Genomic DNA, 19,918 nt, shown 5'->3' with positions numbered 1-19,918 from the left:
CAGGCTAACCGGGCGGCCCTGGCAGGATTACCGGCATGCCCGCTCCCCTGTTGCTGCTCGACGGCGCCAGTATGTGGTTCCGCTCGTACTTCGGAGTGCCGTCGTCGATCAAGGCGCCCGACGGCCGGCCGGTCAATGCCGTCCGCGGATTCCTCGACTCGATGGCGGTGGTCATCACCCAACAGAAACCCAGCCGACTCGCGGTCTGCCTGGACCTGGATTGGCGGCCCCAGTTCCGCGTCGACCTCATCCCGTCGTATAAGGCACACCGGGTGGCTGAGCCCGAACCGGCGGGAGAACCCGATGTGGAGGAGGTGCCCGACGAGCTGACACCGCAGATCGACATGATCATGGAATTGCTCGACGCCTTCGGGATTCCGACCGCCGGGGCGCCCGGCTACGAAGCCGACGACGTCCTCGGCACGCTGGCCGCCCAGGAACGCGACGACCCAGTGGTGGTGGTCAGCGGCGACCGCGACCTGCTGCAGGTGGTTGCCGACGACCCCGTCCAAGTCCGGGTCCTCTATCTGGGCCGCGGCCTGGCCAAAGCCACCCTGTACGGCCCCAAAGAGGTGGCCGAGCAGTACGGAGTGCCGGTGCACCGGGCCGGCCCGGCCTACGCCGAACTCGCCCTGCTACGCGGCGACCCGTCGGACGGGCTGCCTGGCGTACCGGGCATCGGCGAGAAAACCGCCGCCTCCCTGCTGGCTCAGCACGGCTCGCTGGACGACATCTTGGCTGCGGCCAACGACCCGAAATCCAAGCTGGCCAACGGAATACGAACCAAGCTGCGCAAGTCCGCCGACTACATCGAGGCCGCGCAGAACGTGGTACGGGTCGCCACCGACGCGCCGGTCACGCTGTCGACGCGCACCGATAAGCTGCCGCTGCACGCGGCTCACCCGAGACGCACCGCGGACTTGGCGACGCAATACGGGGTTGGATCCTCGATCGCGCGACTGCAAAAGGCGCTGGACCGGCTGCCCGACTGACTACTGCGGCCGACCGACCTCGTAGGTGCCTTTGTCGTCCTGGAACGTCACCGTCACACGCTTTGACGCGCCGTCGATGCTCACAGTGCAGTCGAAGGTGCCGCCCTTCTTCACCACCGGGTCAGAACCGCCGTTGCACTTGACGTCCTTGACATTCTTGGCGCCGTAGCCGTTGGTCTCATCGGTCAGGATCGACTGCACACCGGAGTTGGCCTTGTTGACATCCAGCTTGGTGGTGACGAAAAACCCGGGTACCACAAATCCCAATACCAGAATGACGATCAAAAACAGCAGCGCGATCCCGCCGGCCACCGCACCGATGAAAGCCTTTGAGCGTTTGGGGCCTTGTGCCGGTTGCCCGTAGGTCTGCGGCGGCGGGTATTGCCCGGGCTGGCCCGGCTGCCCGTACTGCGGGGGCTGGCCGTACTGGGGCGGCTGGCCGTATTGGGGCTGACCGTACTGGGGTGGCTGACCGTACTGCGGTGTTCCACCGTATTGGGTGGCCTGCGAACCGTAGTCGGAACCGTATTCCGGCTGCGCATACTGCTGCGGGTAGGCCTGCTCGGCGGGCTGCTGGTAGCCCGGATACTCGGCGGCCGGATATGACTGCGCGTGCCAGGTCGCGTCCTGACCGCTGCCCGGTTGCTGCCAGGGCGACCCCGCCATGGTCGGGTCCGAGGAACCCGGGCTGGGCTGCTGCCACCTCGGGTCTGGTCCCTGCGGTCCACTCATCACTGCTCCTCAGTCCGATTTGTCCTGGCCAACCGTGGCCCCCGTGGTCGTATGCCGATCACACCGTAGCTCCGGCCTAGCCTACCCGGCGTCAACTGCGACGACGCCGCGCCGAATGTCATTGATAGCGCGCTTGGCCGTTGCCCGCACGTCCGGATCCGGGGCCGCGTTGCGGACTTGGTCGAGCAGGTCGAGGATCTGGCGGCACCACCGGACGAAATCACCTGCTGACAAGGGTGCGCCGCTGCCGGCCGCCTCGGCCGCGGCCAACGCCGCCGCGAGGTCGCCGGTGCGCGCCCACCGGTAGATCACCGGGACGAAGCCGTCATCGGGTTCCCGGCTCTGAGCGATGCGGTGCGTCTGCTCGTCGGCGCGCAGCTCGGCGGATAGCCGTGCCGTCTGCATCAGCGCTTGCCGAAGTCGCGGTGTCGGTGTCTCGGCACCCAAAGGCGCGCCCGGCCCGTCCGACCCGCGCGACTCGTACAGGACCGATGACACCACGCCCGCCAGTTCGGCCGACTTGAGCCCGGCCCACGCGCCACTGCGCAGGCACTCGGCGACCAGCAGGTCGCTTTCGCTGTAGATCCGGGCCAACAGCTTGCCGTCGTTGGTGACCTGGGGGTCATCCGAGCCGCCCTCGATGAACTCCCGTTCGATGAGCAGACCCAGGATCCGGTCGAACGTTCGGGCCAGCGAGTTGGTCGCCGCGGAAACCTTGCGCTCGAGCTGCGCGTTGTCGCGCTCGATGCGCAGGTACCGCTCGGCCTCGCGGACCTGATCGTCCACGCCGGGCGCGTTGTGGGAGGGATGACGACGCAGATCGTCGCGCAGCGACGCCAGCTCGGGGTCGTAGTGCGCGTCGTCCTTGTTCCGCCGCCCCGTCGGGATCGGCAGACCCTCGGCGGCGGAGCGCAGCGCGGAGGCCAGATCCCGACGTACCCGCGGCTGGCGGTGTTCGACGCGCTTGGGCAGGGTCATCGACCCGACGGGCGGGGTGGCGCCGGTGTAGTCGGCCGACGAGATCCGACCCGCCCACCGATGCTCGGTCAGCACCAACGGCCGCGGGTCCGTGCTGTCACGGGCCGATTCCAGCACCACCGCCAGACCGCCGCGCCGGCCGTGGGTGATGGTGATGATGTCGCCCCGGCGCAGCGCCGCCAGGGCGTCGCTGGCGGCCTGTCGCCGGTGCAGCCGCGACGCGCGGGCTTGGGAGCGTTCCAATTCGCTGATCCGCGCCCGCATACGGGCGTATTCCAGCACCGGCGCCTCGTGGCCCCCCAACTGGGCGGCGATCTCGTCGAGCATGCCCTTGCCGCGTTCGATGCCGCGGACCAGCCCGACCACCGACCGGTCCGCTTGATACTGGGCGAACGACTGCTCCAGCAGCCGGTGCGCCTGTTCCGGTCCCATCTGCTGAACCAGGTTGATCGTCATGTTGTAGGACGGGGCGAATGAGCTACGCAGCGGGAAGGTGCGGGTGGAGGCCAGGCCCGCCACCTCCGACGGCTCTACCTCGGGGTGCCAGAGCACCACCGCGTGCCCCTCGACGTCGATGCCTCGCCGGCCGGCTCGGCCGGTCAACTGGGTGTACTCCCCCGGTGTCAGCGGCACATGTTGCTCGCCGTTGAACTTGACCAGCTTCTCCAAGACGACGGTCCGGGCCGGCATGTTGATGCCCAGCGCCAATGTCTCGGTGGCGAATACCGCCCTGACCAGGCCGGCGGCGAATAGTTCCTCGACGGTGTGCCGGAATGCCGGCAGCATCCCGGCGTGGTGGGCGGCCAGGCCGCGTAGCAGCCCCTCGCGCCACTCGTAGTAACCCAGTACCGCCAGATCGGCGTCGGCCAGGTCGCCGCAGCGGTGTTCGATGATCTCGGCGATCCGCGCTCGCTCCTCCTGCGTGGTCAGCTGCAGCGGCGAGCGCAGGCACTGCTGCACGGCCGCGTCGCAGCCGGCCCGGGAGAACACGAAGGTGATCGCCGGCAACAAGCCCGCCGAGTCCAGCGATGCGATCACGTCGGGCCGGGACGGCGGGCGGTAGAACCGGGGGCGACCGCCGCGGGCCGGACCGCCCCGCGGACCACGTCGCGGCTGCCAGTCCGACATCCGGTCGGCCTCACGGCGATGGGCGATGTGACGCAGCAAGTCCGGGTTGACGTGCGGTTTGTCCTTGACGGGCGCCTCGGGCCGGTAGTCGAAGAGATCGAACAGCCGCTTGCCCACCAGCACGTGCTGCCACAGCGGCACCGGCCGGTGCTCGTCGACCACCACCGTCGTGTCGCCACGCACGGTCTGGATCCAGCCGCCGAACTCCTCGGCGTTGCTCACGGTGGCCGACAAGCTGACCAGGCGCACCTCGTCGGGCAGGTGCAGGATCACCTCCTCCCACACCGGGCCGCGCATCCGGTCCGCGAGAAAGTGCACCTCATCCATGACTACATAGGAAAGTCCTTGCAGCGCAGACGAATTGGCGTAGAGCATGTTGCGCAGCACTTCGGTGGTCATCACCACCACCGGAGCGTCGGCGTTGACCGACAGGTCACCCGTCAGCAATCCGATGCGGTCCTTGCCATAGCGCGCGACGAGGTCGGTGTGCTTCTGGTTGCTCAGCGCTTTCAGCGGCGTGGTGTAGAAGCATTTGCCACCGGCGGCCAGCGCCAGGTGCACCGCGAATTCCCCGACGACGGTCTTGCCGGCACCGGTCGGGGCGCAGACCAGTACGCCGTGGCCGCGTTCCAGCGCCGCGCAGCCGCGTCGCTGGAAGTCGTCGAGGGCGAAGGCAAGTTCGGTGCTGAACCGGGTCAGTTCGGGGAGTTCAGTCACGCGTTGACCGGTCTCTCGCCGCGAACGAGCGCGGATTGCCGGGCCGCTCGGCATGTCGCCGGACACCTGTGCACGCTCGCGACGGGCTCAGGTGACGTCGTCATGGGATCCGCCGATCACCGACGGCGCCGGTATCGGCGAGGGCGGCTCGATGGGCGATGCCTCGTCGTCCGGGATCGCGGCGGCTTCGCGCTTGGCCTTGCGCTTGTCGTGCACCCGGGCGATCTGAATGGCGAACTCCAGCAGCACGGTCAACGCCAGACCGAGCGCGGTCATCGAGAACGGGTCCGAGCCGGGCGTGAACACCGCCGCGAACAGGAACATCGCGAAGATCAGGCCACGCCGCCAGGCCTTGAGCCGCTCGTATGTCAGGATGCCGGCGATGTTGAGCATCACGATGAGCAGCGGAAATTCGAAGCTGACCCCGAAGACCACCAGCAGGTTGATCAGGAACCCGAAATACCGGTCGCCGGACAGCGCTGTGACCTGTACGTCGCTGCCGACGGTCAGCAGGAAGCTCAACGCCTTGGACAACACCAGGTACGCCAGCGCCGCGCCGGCCACGAACAGGATGACCGCCGGGATCACAAAGGCCACCGCGAAGCGGCGCTCCTTCTTGTAGAGCCCCGGGGTGATGAACGCCCACAGCTCGTAGAACCACACCGGGCAGGCCAGCACGATCCCGGCCGTCATGCCGACCTTGAGCCGCAGCATGAACTGGTCGAAGGGCGCGGTGGCCAGCAGCCGGCACTGTCCGTCGGCGCTGATGTTCGCCCTGGCCGACTGCGGCAGGGCGCAATACGGTTGCCGCAGCCATTCGCCGAGGCTTTCCAGCCCAAAGATCGGGTGCGAGTACCAAATGAACCCGAACGCCGTGGTGACGACGATTGCGGCGAGCGAAATCAGCAGGCGCGCGCGCAGTTCGGTCAGGTGCTCGACCAGGGACATGGTCCCGTCGGGGTTGACGCGGCTGCGCCGATTGCGCGGATTGAGCCGCTTGAGAGGACCGAAAGCGCGCGCAGAAACCCGGGGAGTTTTCACGACATTCGGTCAGAGGGACGCCGGACTAGGCCGGCCGCGCCTCGGTGTGGCCCTGCTCGGTGGATTCGACGCGCTGCGACTGCACCGGCGTCGGGGTGGCCGCAGGGGTCGCCGGGGTCTCGATCGACGGTTCGGACTTGTTCTCGCTTTGCAGCTCACGGACCTCGGACTTGAAGATACGCAGCGACTTGCCCAGCGAGCGCGCCGCGTCAGGGAGCCGCTTGGCACCGAACAACACGATCACCACAACAGCGAGGATCAGCCAGTGCCACGGTTGAAGACTGCCCACTTTGATTACCTCCAGACGTTCACCCGATGCTACCGCAGCACGGCGGCCCCTCCGGGACATGTGAACGGTGCCTGCGCGTCACGCCTGTTCAGCAGCGTGCTCGACGGCTTCATACGCCTCGAGGGCCGCGGTGGCCGCAGCCCGGACACGCTGGGCCAGCGGCTGCGGCTCCAGCACCCGCACCGCCGCCCCGAAGCCCAGCACCAGCCGGGTCATCCAGTCCTCGGAGGCGTAGGTCATCGTTCCCTCACATGAGCCGTCGGACAGCTCGCGGACCTCCCTGATCGGGAAGTATTCGAACATCCACGACGCGGGCGGCGCCACCCGCAGCAATGCCGAGGGCAGCGACGGGTCGCCGTCGAACAGCGAGGTGTCGGGAGGGGCTTGCAGGACCGGCTCCGGCGGCAATGCGGGCTCACCCAGCTCGGCCGCGTCGACGATGCGGTCGAAGCGGAACAACCGCACCCCCTCGGCCTCCCGTGACCACGCTTCCAAGTAGCTGTGATCGCCGATCAGCAGCACCCGGATCGGATCGACGATGCGGGAGGTGAGGGAGTCATGGGAGGCGGCGTAGTAGTCGATTGTCAGGGCCCGCTTGTCGCGCACCGCCGCACGCACGGTGGCCGCGGCGCGGCTTTCCAAGGGCGCGGGCTCGTCGGTGGCAGCCATTGCGTTGTCGGACCCGGCCGCGCCGGCCGCGGCCGCGATCTTGGCGATCGCGCTGCGCGCGGCCTCCGGATCGACCACGCCGGGGAAGTCGGCCAACGCCCGCAGGGCCACCAGCAACCCAGTGGCCTCGGGCGATGTCAGCTTGAGCGGCCGGTCGATACCGGCCGAAAAGGTCACTTTGACGGTGTCGCCGGAGAACTCGAAGTCGATGAGGTCGCCGGGGTCGTAGCCGGGCAGGCCACACATCCACAGCTGGTTGAGGTCCTGCTCGAGCTGCTGTTCGGAGACACCGAGGTCGGCGGCGGCTTCAGCGCGGGTGATCCGGGGATTGGCTTGTAGGTACGGCACCATATTGAGCAGCCGCACCAGCCTGGTCGACACGGGAGTCACTTGCGCGGCTCCTCCGCTAGGCCCGCCGCAGCCCGCAACCGCGCCACCACGTCGTCGCGCAGCGACGCCGGCTCCAGCACAATCGCATCCGCGCCATAGCCTGCTATTTCGCGGGCCAACCGGTCACCGAAAGCGATGTCGAGCTCGATCACCTCGCCCTCCCGCCCGGCGAGCCGGCGGGACTGAACCGACCGTCCGGCGCGGCGCAACGCCGTGGCTCGGCCGTCGGCCACCCAGACCCTGGCCTGCGCGCCGGTGGGCGCCTCGGCAACCGCCTGGGCCACGATCTGCGACAGGTCGGTGCCCTCGGGCACGGTGACCGCCCCCGCCTCCCCGATCGGGGTGACCTCGGCACCGATGCGCGAGACCCGAAATGTGCGGGTGGCGTTGCGGTCGCGGTCGTGCCCGACGAGATACCACCGGCCCTTGTTGGTGACCACACCCCACGGTTCAACGGTGCGAGTCGTGTAGGGCTCGGCGCGGGAGGGCCGGTGCGGAAACTGCACGACCCGCCGAGAGTTGATGGCTTCCAACAGGATTCCGAGGACATCCTCAGACCCGCGCAGGCCCGGCAGACTCGCCGGCGAGGCGATGGCGACCGGGGCCCCGTAATCGGCGGGATCGACGTCCACGCCGGCCGCCCGGAGTTTGAGCAGCGCCCCCTGCGTGGCGGTGATCAACTCGGGCGACTGCCAAAGTTGGGTCGCGACGGCCACCGCGGCGGCTTCTTCGTGCGTCAACTCGACGTCCGGTAGCGCGTAGGCATCCCGGTTGATGCGGTAGCCCTCGGTCGGGTCCAGGTTGGACACCCGCCCGACTTCCAGCGGGATGCCCAGGTCGCGCAGCTCGTTCTTGTCGCGTTCGAACATCCGGGAGAACGCCTCGGCCGAAGGGCTCTCGGAGTAGCCCGCGACGCTGGACCTGATCTTCTCGGCGGTGATGTAGCCGCGGGTCGACAGCAGTGCGATGACCAGATTGACCAGCCGCTCGACTTTCGAAATGGCCATTCGTCGGCTACATACTCGCGATCAGTCGTTTCACCCGCTCGTCGACGGCCCGGAACGGGTCTTTGCACAGGACGGTTCGCTGTGCCTGGTCGTTGAGCTTAAGGTGCACCCAGTCGACGGTGAAGTCACGTCCGGCCGCCTGTGCAGCGCTGATGAACTCACCGCGCAACCTGGCCCGGGTGGTCTGTGGTGGCCGCTCGACCGCGTCGGCGATTTCCTCATCGGTGGTGACCCGGGTGGCCAGACCCTTGCGCTGCAGCAGGTCGAACACGCCGCGGCCGCGCTTGATGTCGTGGTAGGCCAAGTCGAGCTGGGCGATCTTCGGGTCGGACAGCTCCATGTTGTAGCGGTCCTGGTACCGCTGGAACAGCTTGCGCTTGATCACCCAGTCGATCTCGGTGTCCACCTTGGCGAAGTCTTGGCTCTCCACGGCGTCGAGCTGGCGGCCCCACAGATCCACGACCTGCTCGATCTGTGCGTTGGGCTCTCGGGTCTGCAGGTGCTCGACGGCGCGGCTGTAGTACTCGCGCTGGATGTCGAGTGCGCTGGCCTGGCGTCCGCCGGCCAGCCGGACGGGACGACGGCCGGTGACGTCGTGGCTGACCTCGCGGATGGCGCGGATCGGGTTGTCCAGCGAGAAGTCCCGGAACGCCACGCCGGCTTCGATCATTTCCAGCACCAGCGCCGCGGTACCCACCTTGAGCATGGTGGTCGTCTCGCACATGTTGGAGTCGCCGACGATGACGTGCAGCCGGCGGTACTTCTCGGCGTCGGCGTGCGGCTCGTCGCGGGTGTTGATGATCGGCCGGCTCCGGGTGGTCGCCGACGACACCCCTTCCCAGATGTGCTCGGCGCGCTGGCTCAGGCAGAAGGTGGCGGCCTTGGGGGTCTGCAGCACCTTACCGGCGCCGCAGATCAGCTGGCGGGTGACCAGGAACGGCAGCAGCACGTCGGAGATCCGGGAGAATTCGCCCGCGCGCACGATCAGGTAGTTCTCGTGGCAGCCGTAGGAGTTGCCCGCCGAGTCGGTGTTGTTCTTGAACAGATAGATGTCGCCACCGATGCCCTCGTCGGCGAGCCGCTGCTCGGCGTCGACCAGCAGGTCTTCGAGCACCCACTCTCCGGCCCGGTCGTGCGTTACCAGCTGCACCAGGCTGTCGCACTCCGCGGTTGCGTACTCCGGATGGCTGCCCACATCGAGGTAGAGGCGAGCCCCGTTGCGCAAGAAAACATTCGAGCTGCGACCCCACGAGACCACCCGCCGGAACAGGTAGCGGGCTACCTCGTCTGGGGACAGGCGTCGATGCCCGTGAAAGGTGCAGGTGACACCGAATTCGGTCTCGATGCCCATGATTCGTCGCTGCACGTAATCGAGGGTACTGGTTGTCTTTCCGCGGCGGCGCACAGCCGCGCCCGCGTCGCCCACTCAACCCACTCTGCAGGCGCCTCGAATCTAAAAGTTAGGCTATGCGAAACTTCCGTTTCCCAGCCCGCTTCGGAAGGCCCCGCTGACGATGATCTGGATGGCCGCGCCGCCGGAGGTTCACTCTGCGCTGTTGACCCAGGGCCCAGGCCCGGAGTCGCTGCTGACGGCCGCTGCGGCGTGGGAGTCGCTCAGCGCCGAATACGCCGCGGCGGCCGCGGAAATCACCGACCTCGTCGCCGCCGTAGAAGCGGGCTGGGAGGGCTCCGGCGCGGAATCCTGGTCGGCGGCCCAGGCGCCCTACGTGGCGTGGCTACTTGAGGCCAGTGCCAAGAGTGCCGCCGCGGCCGCGCAGCACGAGGTCGCCGCCGTCGCGTATACCGCCGCCCTGGCGGCGATGCCGACCCTGGCCGAGTTGGCCGCCAACCACGCGACCCACGCCGCGCTGGTGGCTACGAACTTCTTCGGCGTCAACACCGTCCCGATCGTGCTCAACGAAGCCGACTATGTGCGGATGTGGATCCAGGCCGCCACCACGATGGCCACCTACCAGTCCGCTGCGACTGCCGCGGTCGCGTCCACACCATCTTCGACGGCGGCGCCGCCCATCGTGAGATCCGCTGGTTCGGCGGCATCCCTGGATCCGGGCCGGGCCATGATCAACGCGATCGCACCGATCTTGGAGCAGTTCGGCATCAACGGGCTGATCCGAAATCCCTTAGTGTCCAACCCTTTGACGGACCTCATATCGGACTTCCTGGAAGTCTTCGGCATCTACTGGGACTCCGGCGCCGGCACGCTCAACGGACTCGGCTACGAGAGCTACGCGGACGCCACCCAGCCGATGTGGTACCTCGCTCGCGGCCTCGAGTTGATCGGGGACGTCATGCAGATGTCGCAGAACCCCACCCAGGCAATCCAGTATTTCCTGGCCCTTTCCCTGTTGGACTGGCCCACGCATGTCGCCCAGCTCGGGACCGCCATAACTCAGTCCCCATTGCTGCTGGCAGCGGCCGGGGGCGTGATGTTGGTGCCGGCGGTGCCGGCGGGCGGGCTTGCCGGCCTGGCCGGGTTGGCGGGCGTAGCCACGCCCACGGAAGTGCCCGCGCCAACGCCCACCCCGGCCGCCCTGGACTTACCAGCCGCGGGAATGACGTCGTCACCCACGTCGATCGGCTCGGCATCCACCGCCGGCTCGGCGCCGGCTCCGGCTCCGTCGACCGCGCCGGCGAGCGCCGGGCCCGTTCCGCCGAGCCCTGCGCCGCCGGCTCCCGGCTTCACGCCGCCCTACCTGGTCGCGCCGCCAGGAATCGGGTTCGGTTCGGGGATGACTGCCAGCGCAAGCGCCAGCGCCAAGAAGAAGGCGTCCGAGCCGGACAGCGCGGCCGCTGCGGCGTTGTCACCGGCCGCGCTCCGTCGGCAGGCGCGGCTTCGGCAACGCAAACGCACCACGCAGCGTGGCTACGGCGACGAGTTCATGGACATGGATGTGGACGTCGAGCCAGTCTTCGACGGGCCGCCGGACGACGAGGCGGCGACTGCCTCGGGTCAGGGTGCCGGACAACAGGGACTTGCCGGGACCGTTCCCCACCACGCCGTGGGAGAGGCTGCCGGATTGACGACGCTGACTGACGACGCCTTCGGTGGTGGGCCGACCATGCCGATGTTGCCGAATACCTGGCGGTGAGGGCGTGATCGAAGATTCGAATGCAACGATTCTGGCTATAGTTCCACTGATCCCATCGGGCCTGGGTGGTAGGGCGATTCGGCGGATGGACAAGCCATTTCTGAAGATACTTTCCAGGGCAGCGCCGCCGAGACGGCTCGCGTGCACGCGGTTGAGCGTTACCGCGTGCTCGACGCGCCGCCCGATCGGGTTTTCGGCAGAATCGCCGGCCTGGCCGCCAGCTTTTTCGGTGCGCCCATGGCGGCGGTGTCGGTCGTCGGCCGGGACCGCATCGGGTTTGTCGCGGCCCGCGGGCTTGCGGACGTTCGCCAAATCCCGCGCGAGGCCGGCTTGTGTGAGCCGGCGATCGTCAGTGGTGACGCATACTGCGTGCCGGACGCGCTCACCGCGTTCCCGACGAATCCGTTCGCGCGCGAGCACCGGATCCGCTTCTACGCGTGCGCGCCGATCGTGACATCCGGCGGGCATAGGCTCGGCACGGTCGCGGTCATGGACCACGAGGCGCGCGACGCGTCCCGCGAGCAGCTTTCGGTGCTCGAAGATCTCGCGGCGATAGTGATGGAGCAGCTCGAGCTTCGGCTGAGTTCACTGGACGCGCTCGGGGCGGAGCGGCGGCTACGCGACGCAGCCGAGTACGCACGCGACGACGCCCGCGCCGACCGTGCAGTTGCGCAGCGGGCTCGTGACGAAGCGCGGCGCGATCGCGACGACGCCCGCTTAGACCGTGACCTCGCGTTGCGTGACCGCGACATCGCCGAGTACGACCGAGACCTGACCGAGGACTACGCGGCGGTCCTGCAGCAAACGTTGCTTCCACCGGCGTTGCCGCGCATCGAGGGGCTGTCGCTGGCCGCGCACTACCATCCGGCTTCGCCGCGGCGGGTGGGCGGAGACTTCTATGACGTGTTCCCACTCGGTGACAACCGGTGGGCGTTTTTCGTCGGCGATGTGGAGGGTCACGGTGTCGAGGCGGCGGTAGCGACGTCGCTGATCCGCTACACCCTGCGCTCGGCCGCGCTGCACTACCGCGACCCGACCCTGGGGCTTGCAGAACTGAACGCGGTGCTGATGCGCGAGTTGGCTCCGCGACGTTTCTGCACGGTCCTTTTCGGGACCTTGGAGCCACCCGCGGACGGGTCGGGTTGCCGGGTGACGATGGCGACGGGAGGACATCCACCCGCCCTGCTGCTGGATCCTGCCGGCGGCGCCGAAGAGGTGCGATCCCCCGACGGAATGCTCGTCGGCATGATCGAGAACGCCGTGTTCGACGCCTGCGTCATCCATTTGCGGCCGGGGCAGACCCTGCTGTTCTACACCGACGGGATCGTCGAGGCCCGCCACGCCGCGACGCCCTTCAACCAAGACAATTTGGCTGTCTTTGTTGCCGAACGCACCAGTCTCGGCGCGGTGGGTCTCGTCGAAGAACTGACGATGTTGATCCCGAAACTGCGGCCCGACGACGACGTCGCCCTTCTGGCGATCACCGCCTCGTGAGCGCGGGTCGCTTATTCGGCGGACTCGCCCTCTGATTCGGGTGATTCGGATTCGCCCAACAGTGAATCCAGCGCGGCGCGGTTAAGCCGGCGGAACGCGCGCCGGGGCCGGTTGGCGTCCAGGATCGCGACCTCCAGGCTGGCCACGCCGAGGGGGGACTGGCCGTTGCCGGGGCTATCGCCGGCGCTAGCGCGCAGCGCATCAACCGCGATCTTCAGCGCGTCGGGAAGTTCGGCGTTCTCGGTATAGGAGTCTTTGAGCGCGTTGGTGATCGGCTCGGTGGTTCCGCCCATCACCACGAAATGCGGCTCGTCGGCGATCGACCCGTCGTAGGTGATCCGGTACAGCTCCGGCGGCTTCGCCTCGCCGTAGTGCGCGACCTCGGCCACACACAACTCCACCTCATATGGTTTGGCTTGCTCGGTGAAGATGCTGCCCAGCGTCTGGGCATAGACGTTCGCCAGCTGGCGGCCGGTGACGTCGCGACGGTCGTAGGCGTAGCCGCGGGTGTCGGCGAACTGGATGCCGCCGCGACGCAGGTTGTCGAATTCGTTGAACTTTCCGGCCGCGGCGAAACCCACGCGGTCGTACAGCTCGCTGATCTTCTGCAGCGATCGCGACGGGTTCTCCGCGACGAACAGCACGCCGCCGGCATACGCCAACGCCACCACGCTGCGACCGCGGGCAATGCCCTTGCGTGCGAGCTCGCTGCGCTCGCGCATGGCCTGCTCGGGCGAGATGAAATACGGAAAACTCACTTCTCACCGCCGTCGGCGTCGGGGCCGAAAGTGTCTGCGCGCGAACGGCTTTGGATGACATCGCGGGCCAGTTCGGCGATGCGCCGCTCCGAGATGTCGATGGCGCCGTCGGCGTCGATGGTGACCGCCGTGGGGTAGATGCCGCGGACCAGGTCCGGTCCGCCCGTGGCGGAGTCGTCGTCGGCGGCGTCATAGAGCGCTTCCACGGCCACCCGCAGCGCCGAGTCGGCATCGGTGACTTGTGAATACAACTTCTTCATCGATGACTTGGCAAAGATCGAACCCGAGCCCACCGACTGGTAGCCCTCTTCCTCGATGTTCCAGCCGCCGGCGGCATCGAAGGACACGATGCGGCCGGCGCCTTCCGGGCCGGCGGCGGCGATGTCGTAGCCCACCAGCAGCGGCAGCGCCACCAACCCCTGCATGGCGGCGGGCAGGTTTCCCCGGACCATGATCGCGAGCCGATTGACCTTGCCGGCGAACGTCAGTGGCACGCCTTCGAGCTTCTCGTAATGCTCGAGCTCGACGGCGTAAAGCCGGGCGAACTCGACGGCGATGGCCGCCGTACCGGCGATGCCGGTGGCGGTGTAGTCATCGGTGATGTAGACCTTGCGCACGTCGCGGCCGGCAATCATGTTGCCCTGCGTCGCGCGCCGGTCCCCGGCGATCAGCACACCGCCGGGGTATTTCAGCGCGACGATCGTGGTGCCGTGCGGCAATTGGTCGGACACGGGCGCGCCGCTGATGCTGGCGGGAAGCAGTTCCGGAGCCTGCCGGCGCAAGAAGTCAGCGAACGACGACAGTTCTACGGCCGGGAATCCGGGTCTTGCGGGGTTGGTGGACAGACGATCAGGCAACGGCCAGGTCACTGTCCGCCCTTTTGAACGTATGCGCGCACGAAGTCCTCAGCGTTCTCCTCGAGGACATCGTCAATCTCGTCGAGCAGATCGTCTGTTTCCTCGGTCAGCTTTTCGCGACGCTCCTGGCCCGCGGCCGTGGTGCCGGTGACGTCATCCTCGTCGCCGCCGCCACCGCCACGTTTGGTTTGCTCCTGCGCCATCGCCGCCTCCTGCTTCGTCACGGGCCTTCGACAGGCCGCGTTGCGTGTCCATCTGCCCGTTGGCTTCTCTCTACCCTACCGGTCAGCACCGACGTTTCGTCGGTCTAACCAGGTCTAGCTCGTGAGTTGCTCCACCAGTTCGACTGCGCTGTTCACCGAATCCAGCAGCGCGCCGACGTGTGCCTTGCTGCCTCGCAGCGGTTCGAGCGTCGGGATCCGGACCAGCGAGTCACCTCCCAGGTCGAAAATCACCGAGTCCCAACTGGCCGCGGCGATGTCCGCGCCGAACCGGCGCAAACATTCACCGCGGAAGTACGCGCGGGTGTCGGTGGGCGGGTTGTCGACCGCGTCCAGCACCTGGTGTTCGGTAACCAGGCGCTTCATCGACCCGCGCGCCACCAGGCGGTTGTACAGGCCCTTATCCAGCCGCACGTCGGAATATTGCAGGTCGACGAGGTGCAGTCGGGGCGCCGACCAGCTCAAATTCTCACGCTGGCGAAAACCTTCCAGCAGCCGCAGCTTGGCCGGCCAATCCAGCAGTTCCGCACAGTCCATCGGGTCGCGCTCGAGCTGGTCGAGGACGTGCGCCCAGGTTTCCACCACGTGCGAGGCGCGGGGATCTTTGTCGCGGCTGTCCACCAGCTTGGCCACTCGGTCGAGGTAGATCCGTTGCAACGCAAGCCCGGTGAGTTCCCGCCCGTCGGCAAGGGCCACGGTTTGCCGCAGCGAGGGGTCGCGGCTGATGGCGTGGACGGCGTGCACCGGGCGGGCCAGGGCCAGGTCGGTGAGGTCAATGCCCTCCTCGATCAGGTCGAGGACGAGCGCGGTGGTGCCCAGCTTCAGATAGGTCGAGGTTTCGGCCAGATTTGCGTCACCGATGATGACGTGCAGCCGGCGGTAGCGGTCCGCGTCGGCGTGCGGCTCGTCGCGGGTGTTGATGATGCCGCGCTTGAGGGTGGTTTCCAGGCCGACCTCGACCTCGATGTAGTCCGACCGCTGCGACAGCTGGAAGCCGGCCTCGTCCCCCGAGGCGCCGATGCCGACCCGGCCCGAACCCGTCACCACCTGCCGAGACACCAGGAACGGGGTGAGCCCGGCGATGATGGCCGAGAACGGCGTCTGCCGCGACATGAGGTAGTTCTCATGCGATCCGTACGACGCGCCCTTGCCGTCAACGTTGTTCTTGTAGAGCTGAAGTTTCGCGGCGCCGGGCACGCTGGCGACGTGGCGGGCGGCGGCCTCCATCACGCGTTCGCCGGCCTTGTCCCAGATCACCGCGTCCAGCGGGTCGGTGCATTCCGGCGCCGAATACTCCGGGTGAGCGTGGTCGACGTAGAGCCGCGCCCCGTTGGTCAGGATCATGTTCGCCGCACCGACCTCGTCGGCGTCGACCACCGGCGGCGGCCCCGCCGAGCGGCTCAGGTCGAAACCGCGTGCGTCCCGCAGGGGCGACTCGACCTCGTAGTCCCAGCGGGTCCGCTTCGCGCGTTGGATACCGGCGGCGGCGGCGTACGCCAGAACGGCCTGTGTCGAGGTGAGGATCGGGTTAGCGGTCGGGTCGGACGGCGACGAGATGCCGTACTCGACCTCGGTCCCGATAATCCGTTGCATACCTTGAGCCTAAGCCCGCCGACGATGCGGGCTGCTTGCGGGCCTTCCCGTCCTGCCGAGCGGCGCCGGCAATCAAGCCGACCCCGCTGGGTGCCGGCGTTGGTCCCGTCCAGAAGGCACCACGATTTTTGCCCGGCTTGGAGCGACGCTCCGACGACAACCCAACGACACTGTCGCTACAAGCCGGGCAGAGATTGTGGTCCCTCCCGGAGGGAGCCGTGACTCTCCCGGGGCGGCCGTGACAACCCGGGCGCGGCGGCCGTCCAAGACGCCCACACGTGCTGGCCGGCGACGCTAGTGTGACGCGGCATGAGCCCTTCTCTGCGCTCGCTGGCCGGACGCACGTCGGCGACCGACGAGGCCGAAAGCTGGTTCCTGCAGCGCGGTCTGCCGTCGGTGCTGACGACGCGAGGACGGTGGCGGCGGCTGTGGTCACGGTCGGCTCCGATGTTGGCCGCCTACGCCACGTTGCACTGTTGGACGCTCCCGGTGCTGCTGGTCACCGAGGGCAAGACGGAAGTCGTCATCGAGGGCTCGCCGTCACCGCGGGAATGGTTCTTGTTGATTCTCATCGCGGTGGCTCCGGTGGGCATGACGCTGGTCGGCTGGCTGGTATCCCGAATTCCCAACGGCCGCTATCGTGCACTGGCATCGACGGCAGCGATCACCATCGTGGTAATCGTCATCTCGATAGAGACCGGCCCGTCGCACCTTCCGGATGCAGTCGGGACCGCGGTCGTCTTGATGGTCCTCACCGGCTGCGGTGTCGGCTCGGTGATCGGATGGTCGGCTCGCATGACGCTCTCGCACCTCGCGTCGATCGGTGGCCTAGCGGTTCGGGCCCTGCCTGTCGTGCTGCTGACCACGTTGGTGTTCTTCAACGGCAACGTCTGGATCATGGCTGCGACGATCAGCGGGGACCGGCTGGCACTGGCCATCCTATTTCTGATCAGCATCGCCGCTGCCTTCGTCGTCTCCGCCACCTCCGAACGAGTCAAGCCGATGCTGCGCTCCCCCGCGGCCGTACCGATCGACAGAAAGCGGTTGTCCCACACGCCTTTTGAAGCAATGCCGGATCCTCCGGAAAGCCCCCCGCTGACTCGGGCCGAGCGCGCCAACGTGGTCTTTGTGCTAGCGGCATCCCAGCTCGCCCAAATTATGGTCGTCGCGGCACTCACCGCCGGGATCTATGTGGCCCTGGGTCTCATCGTGCTCACCCCAGGCCTGTTGAAGGACTGGGCGCACACGACCGACAACAACTCGACCGTCTTGGGCCTGACGGTGCCGGTGCCGGATTCCCTCGTGCACCTCTGCCTGTTCCTGGGGGCGTTGACGTTCATGTACATCAGCGCCCGCGCGGCCGGTGACGCCGATTACCGTTCGAGATTCGTCGACCCGTTGATCGACGATCTGCATCTCACCCTGACCGCCCGCAACCGTTACCGCAATCGCGTGGTCAACGCGCCGGTGACCAGTGTTGACGCCGCTGACCTGGGTGATTAGGTTCACCGTGTGTCAGCCCCTCATTCGAACTCCACGGCGCCCCAACAATCGGGCGACCTCTCCGGGAAACGTTACGGCGAAGTGCTTCTCGTCACCCCCGGGGAGGCGGGTCCGCAAGCCACCGTCTACAACAGCTTTCCGCTCAACGATTGTCCTGACGAGCTGTGGAAGGCGCTGGACCCGCACGCCATCGCCACCGAAAACGGTGCTGCCACAGCACTACTCAACGGCCCGCGTTACTGGTTGATGAACCGCATCGAAAAGAACCAGCAGGGGCCCCAGATCATCAAGACCTTCGGCGGCATCGACATGATCCTGCAGGCCACCGTCCTGCTGTCGTCGATGAACCCCACCCCATACACCGTGAACCACGTCAGCCGGCACACGGTCTTCGTCTTCGACGCCGGCCAGGAGATCTATGAACTCCAGGACCCGCACGGCCACCAATGGGTGATGCAAACGTGGAGTCAGGTCGTCGACCCGGACCTGTCGCGCAGCGACCTACCCAAGCTCGGTGATCGGCTCAAGCTACCGGCCGGCTGGTCCTATCACGCGCGGGTGCTGAAGGAAGAGTTGCGGATCGACACCACCACGCAGTCCGCCCAGGTACTGCAGGACGACTTGACCAACAGCTACTCGCTGGCCAGCTAGTTTCGACGGTTCGCCATCCAGCTGCGGTGCCGTACGAGTGCCTTTCGCGCCGCCTTCCTGAGTGCGGGGTCCGGCAGATGGCGCCCGAGTGCCTCGAGCACTATCGCGGTCTCGGGCGCGGGATGGCGCCACATGTCCTCGATCAGCTGCAGAGGTTGTGGGCCGGTGAAGAAGCTGCACAGCACCGCAGGTTCCTCCACCTTGACCGCGAGCGCGTCAACGAGCAGCGCGATGTCTTGATCGACGAAGCTGCCGAGAGTTTCCGCATCGGCGCGCTGGCGCGAAATCAACCACAACGCCGCGTGACCAGAGACCGGGGTGTCCAATAGTTGACGCACGAAGGGTTCGGTCACCTCGATTGCGAACTCATCCAACGCCGCAAGACCGGCTAACCGATGCGCGGCAGTGGGTGCCGCAACGATGGCTTCGGTAAGCATCCGCACCCGCTCGACGGCCGGCTGGTGCGCCTGCCAGTTGGCCACCAACTCGCCATCGAATCTGTTGTCCAACAACGCCATCACATCGATGAGCGCGGCTGCATCCCACTCTTTGATACGGTCCAGGCGGCGCAGCTCGTACCCACTGCCGGCGAGATGGTCCGGCAGGATATGCCGGCCGACGGCGGTCAGGGCAAGGGTGCCGCCGGTCCAGCAGCTAGGACCGAGGATCGACCGCACTTCTCTCCGATCCGTCCACCGCAGCACACCGACATCCGCCAAGACTTCCAGGAGCAGGCATATCCCCTCCTCGGTTTGGTCCTCGAGCACGCCGTCCTCGTCTGGACCCAGCTCCTGGACTGCCGCCGATTGAACGAACTCCCGGAGGATGTCGAACGGGACTCCAACGCGGTCGCGCATGAGCAGCGGAACCAGCCAATGCACGATCCCACCTTCGAGCACCGCGGCCAGTTCGTCGTTCTCCCAATCCAAGTCCGCCCCGAGCGATCGCAGCGGCTTGAGTTCGCGAATCGCCGTGAACAGCGTCCGCACCCGCTCGACTGGTGTGAGTGAGTCCCAAGCCTGTCCCCGAACGATGCGGTGTTGGCGAAGGTTCACGGCGCCGACCTCGACTGCGCAGTCAACAATGAAATTCAAGCGCCGCATCCCGGCCGTTGAATAGGGTTGTAGCGTTCGACCGCCCAATTCGAGGTCGAGCACATCGCCCGTGTTCAACTGCTCTACCAGCGCGCGACCGTCAGATAGTTGAAGGTGCCCCTGATCCGTGAGGGACTTGCCATCGGAACCGACATAGTTGCGCAGAGCATCGATCTTGGCCAGTAGCGGCGCCGCCTCGGCGGCGGCAGTGACGTCCGTCGACGGCGGGGGAATGTGAACGAACGGCAGCCGGTATGGCTCGGCAGCCGTCGTGGTGGGGTCGCGCACTTCGGCGAGCACCGTCAAAGCCAGGTCATCGGTCAGCCGTCGCAGCCTGGCAGCGCGGTCGGCGCCGCCGACGAGACGTCCGGTGGCAGCCATGAAATCGAAATACACGCCGATCGCAAAGCACAGGTTGATCGCGGCATCGGCCTGCCCCTTCAACCGACGTGGGCACCACTCGAGCAGAAACCGCGATATGTCGCTGAGGGCGAACTCATCGAGCGCCCCGATGGACTCCCGATAACGCCAGTCCAGGAAGGACTTGACGTTGGCGAGCACATCACCGCGTTCAGGTTCCTTAGGAGCCAACCATTCATTCAGCTCGTCCAGTAGGACACTGCGGGTGTCGACGTAAGCGTGGTAGTCCGAGGTTCCAAACCGTAGCCGCATGAGCGCGACGCTAGCCGGGGCT

General features: G+C 67.2%; 17 protein-coding genes. 5 read left to right on the top strand and 12 right to left on the bottom strand.

Annotated features, from left to right (window positions below):
- Nucleotides 1-35 precede the first annotated feature (35 nt).
- A complete protein-coding gene (locus BN972_RS15900; protein WP_036359616.1) occupies nucleotides 36-992 on the top strand; it encodes a 5'-3' exonuclease in 957 nt (318 codons plus the stop codon).
- Here BN972_RS15900 and BN972_RS15895 read toward each other — a convergent pair whose 3' ends face one another.
- The 7 genes from BN972_RS15895 to pafA all read right to left on the bottom strand — a co-directional run bounded on the left by BN972_RS15895 (nucleotide 993) and on the right by pafA (nucleotide 9,309).
- Complete coding sequence (locus tag BN972_RS15895) at nucleotides 993-1,724, bottom strand: DUF4333 domain-containing protein (RefSeq protein ID WP_036359613.1); 732 nt, start codon at nucleotides 1,722-1,724, stop codon at nucleotides 993-995. It lies immediately after the preceding gene.
- An 81-nt stretch (nucleotides 1,725-1,805) separates the two neighbouring features.
- Nucleotides 1,806-4,547 carry a DEAD/DEAH box helicase gene (locus BN972_RS15890; protein ID WP_036359610.1) on the bottom strand — a complete coding sequence of 914 codons (2,742 nt, stop codon included), beginning with the start codon at nucleotides 4,545-4,547 and terminating at the stop codon, nucleotides 1,806-1,808.
- Nucleotides 4,548-4,634: 87 nt separating this feature from the next.
- Nucleotides 4,635-5,588, bottom strand: coding sequence for a twin-arginine translocase subunit TatC (gene tatC / locus BN972_RS15885; RefSeq protein ID WP_099051103.1), 954 nt, complete (start codon nucleotides 5,586-5,588; stop codon nucleotides 4,635-4,637).
- Between the two features lie 25 nt (nucleotides 5,589-5,613).
- Nucleotides 5,614-5,877, bottom strand: a complete 264-nt coding sequence (gene tatA / locus BN972_RS15880) for a Sec-independent protein translocase subunit TatA (protein ID WP_036359604.1) — start codon at nucleotides 5,875-5,877, stop codon at nucleotides 5,614-5,616.
- A 78-nt stretch (nucleotides 5,878-5,955) separates the two neighbouring features.
- A complete protein-coding gene (locus BN972_RS15875; RefSeq protein WP_036359601.1) occupies nucleotides 5,956-6,936 on the bottom strand; it encodes a helix-turn-helix transcriptional regulator in 981 nt (326 codons plus the stop codon).
- Nucleotides 6,933-7,943 (bottom strand): helix-turn-helix transcriptional regulator, encoded by a 1,011-nt coding sequence (locus BN972_RS15870; protein ID WP_036359596.1) that lies wholly within the window; start codon nucleotides 7,941-7,943, stop codon nucleotides 6,933-6,935. The genes BN972_RS15875 and BN972_RS15870 overlap by 4 nt, the downstream gene beginning before the upstream one ends.
- 7 nt (nucleotides 7,944-7,950) lie before the next feature.
- Entirely contained in the window at nucleotides 7,951-9,309 is a 1,359-nt protein-coding gene (gene pafA, locus BN972_RS15865) for a Pup--protein ligase (protein WP_099051147.1), read from the bottom strand.
- 148 nt (nucleotides 9,310-9,457) lie between these two features.
- Between pafA and BN972_RS15860 the strand changes: the two genes are divergently transcribed.
- Together BN972_RS15860 and BN972_RS15855 are read left to right on the top strand one after the other, a co-directional pair.
- The gene (locus tag BN972_RS15860; protein ID WP_235192477.1) at nucleotides 9,458-11,053 is read left to right on the top strand and encodes a PPE family protein; all 1,596 of its coding nucleotides are present in this window, start codon (nucleotides 9,458-9,460) and stop codon (nucleotides 11,051-11,053) included.
- Nucleotides 11,054-11,194: 141 nt separating this feature from the next.
- Nucleotides 11,195-12,547: a PP2C family protein-serine/threonine phosphatase gene (locus tag BN972_RS15855; RefSeq protein ID WP_235192476.1), complete on the top strand. Its 1,353-nt coding sequence runs from the start codon at nucleotides 11,195-11,197 to the stop codon at nucleotides 12,545-12,547.
- Nucleotides 12,548-12,558: 11 nt separating this feature from the next.
- On the opposite strand, the gene prcA is transcribed toward BN972_RS15855, so the two are convergent.
- From prcA to dop, 4 genes are all read right to left on the bottom strand, one after another.
- Entirely contained in the window at nucleotides 12,559-13,305 is a 747-nt protein-coding gene (gene prcA / locus BN972_RS15850) for a proteasome subunit alpha (protein ID WP_036359592.1), read from the bottom strand.
- On the bottom strand, nucleotides 13,302-14,174 hold the full coding sequence (gene prcB, locus BN972_RS15845; RefSeq protein WP_036359589.1) for a proteasome subunit beta: 873 nt from the start codon (nucleotides 14,172-14,174) through the stop codon (nucleotides 13,302-13,304). Before prcB ends, prcA begins: the two co-directional genes overlap by 4 nt.
- Nucleotides 14,171-14,365: a ubiquitin-like protein Pup gene (locus BN972_RS15840; RefSeq protein WP_036361021.1), complete on the bottom strand. Its 195-nt coding sequence runs from the start codon at nucleotides 14,363-14,365 to the stop codon at nucleotides 14,171-14,173. Before BN972_RS15840 ends, prcB begins: the two co-directional genes overlap by 4 nt.
- A 114-nt stretch (nucleotides 14,366-14,479) precedes the next feature.
- On the bottom strand, nucleotides 14,480-15,976 hold the full coding sequence (gene dop, locus BN972_RS15835; protein ID WP_036359586.1) for a pup deamidase/depupylase: 1,497 nt from the start codon (nucleotides 15,974-15,976) through the stop codon (nucleotides 14,480-14,482).
- Between the two features lie 309 nt (nucleotides 15,977-16,285).
- Here dop and BN972_RS31375 point away from each other — a divergent pair, with 309 nt between their 5' ends.
- Nucleotides 16,286-17,479 carry a hypothetical protein gene (locus BN972_RS31375; protein ID WP_235192475.1) on the top strand — a complete coding sequence of 398 codons (1,194 nt, stop codon included), beginning with the start codon at nucleotides 16,286-16,288 and terminating at the stop codon, nucleotides 17,477-17,479.
- A gap of 9 nt (nucleotides 17,480-17,488) precedes the next feature.
- Nucleotides 17,489-18,130, top strand: a complete 642-nt coding sequence (locus tag BN972_RS15825; RefSeq protein ID WP_036359583.1) for a hypothetical protein — start codon at nucleotides 17,489-17,491, stop codon at nucleotides 18,128-18,130.
- Here the strand turns inward: BN972_RS15825 and BN972_RS15820 are convergent.
- On the bottom strand, nucleotides 18,127-19,896 hold the full coding sequence (locus tag BN972_RS15820; protein WP_036361017.1) for a hypothetical protein: 1,770 nt from the start codon (nucleotides 19,894-19,896) through the stop codon (nucleotides 18,127-18,129). The genes BN972_RS15825 and BN972_RS15820 overlap by 4 nt on opposite strands.
- Nucleotides 19,897-19,918: the final 22 nt, after the last annotated feature.

This window comes from Mycobacterium asiaticum DSM 44297 (assembly GCF_000613245.1).
In the GTDB taxonomy this organism is placed as follows: domain Bacteria; phylum Actinomycetota; class Actinomycetes; order Mycobacteriales; family Mycobacteriaceae; genus Mycobacterium; species Mycobacterium asiaticum.
Note: the sequence above shows the minus strand (reverse complement) of the source record. Positions and strands in the feature narration are given on the sequence as shown.

Excerpts from the sequence above, each read along its gene's own strand:
- BN972_RS15900 (WP_036359616.1), top strand. The coding sequence starts at position 36 with ATGCCCGCTCCCCTGTTGCTGCTCGACGGCGCCAGTATGTGGTTCCGC.
- BN972_RS15840 (WP_036361021.1), bottom strand. The coding sequence starts at position 14,365 with ATGGCGCAGGAGCAAACCAAACGTGGCGGTGGCGGCGGCGACGAGGAT.
- dop (WP_036359586.1), bottom strand. The coding sequence starts at position 15,976 with ATGCAACGGATTATCGGGACCGAGGTCGAGTACGGCATCTCGTCGCCG.
- BN972_RS31375 (WP_235192475.1), top strand. The coding sequence starts at position 16,286 with ATGAGCCCTTCTCTGCGCTCGCTGGCCGGACGCACGTCGGCGACCGAC.
- BN972_RS15895 (WP_036359613.1), bottom strand. The coding sequence starts at position 1,724 with ATGAGTGGACCGCAGGGACCAGACCCGAGGTGGCAGCAGCCCAGCCCG.
- BN972_RS15860 (WP_235192477.1), top strand. The coding sequence starts at position 9,458 with ATGATCTGGATGGCCGCGCCGCCGGAGGTTCACTCTGCGCTGTTGACC.
- BN972_RS15820 (WP_036361017.1), bottom strand. The coding sequence starts at position 19,896 with ATGCGGCTACGGTTTGGAACCTCGGACTACCACGCTTACGTCGACACC.
- BN972_RS15870 (WP_036359596.1), bottom strand. The coding sequence starts at position 7,943 with ATGGCCATTTCGAAAGTCGAGCGGCTGGTCAATCTGGTCATCGCACTG.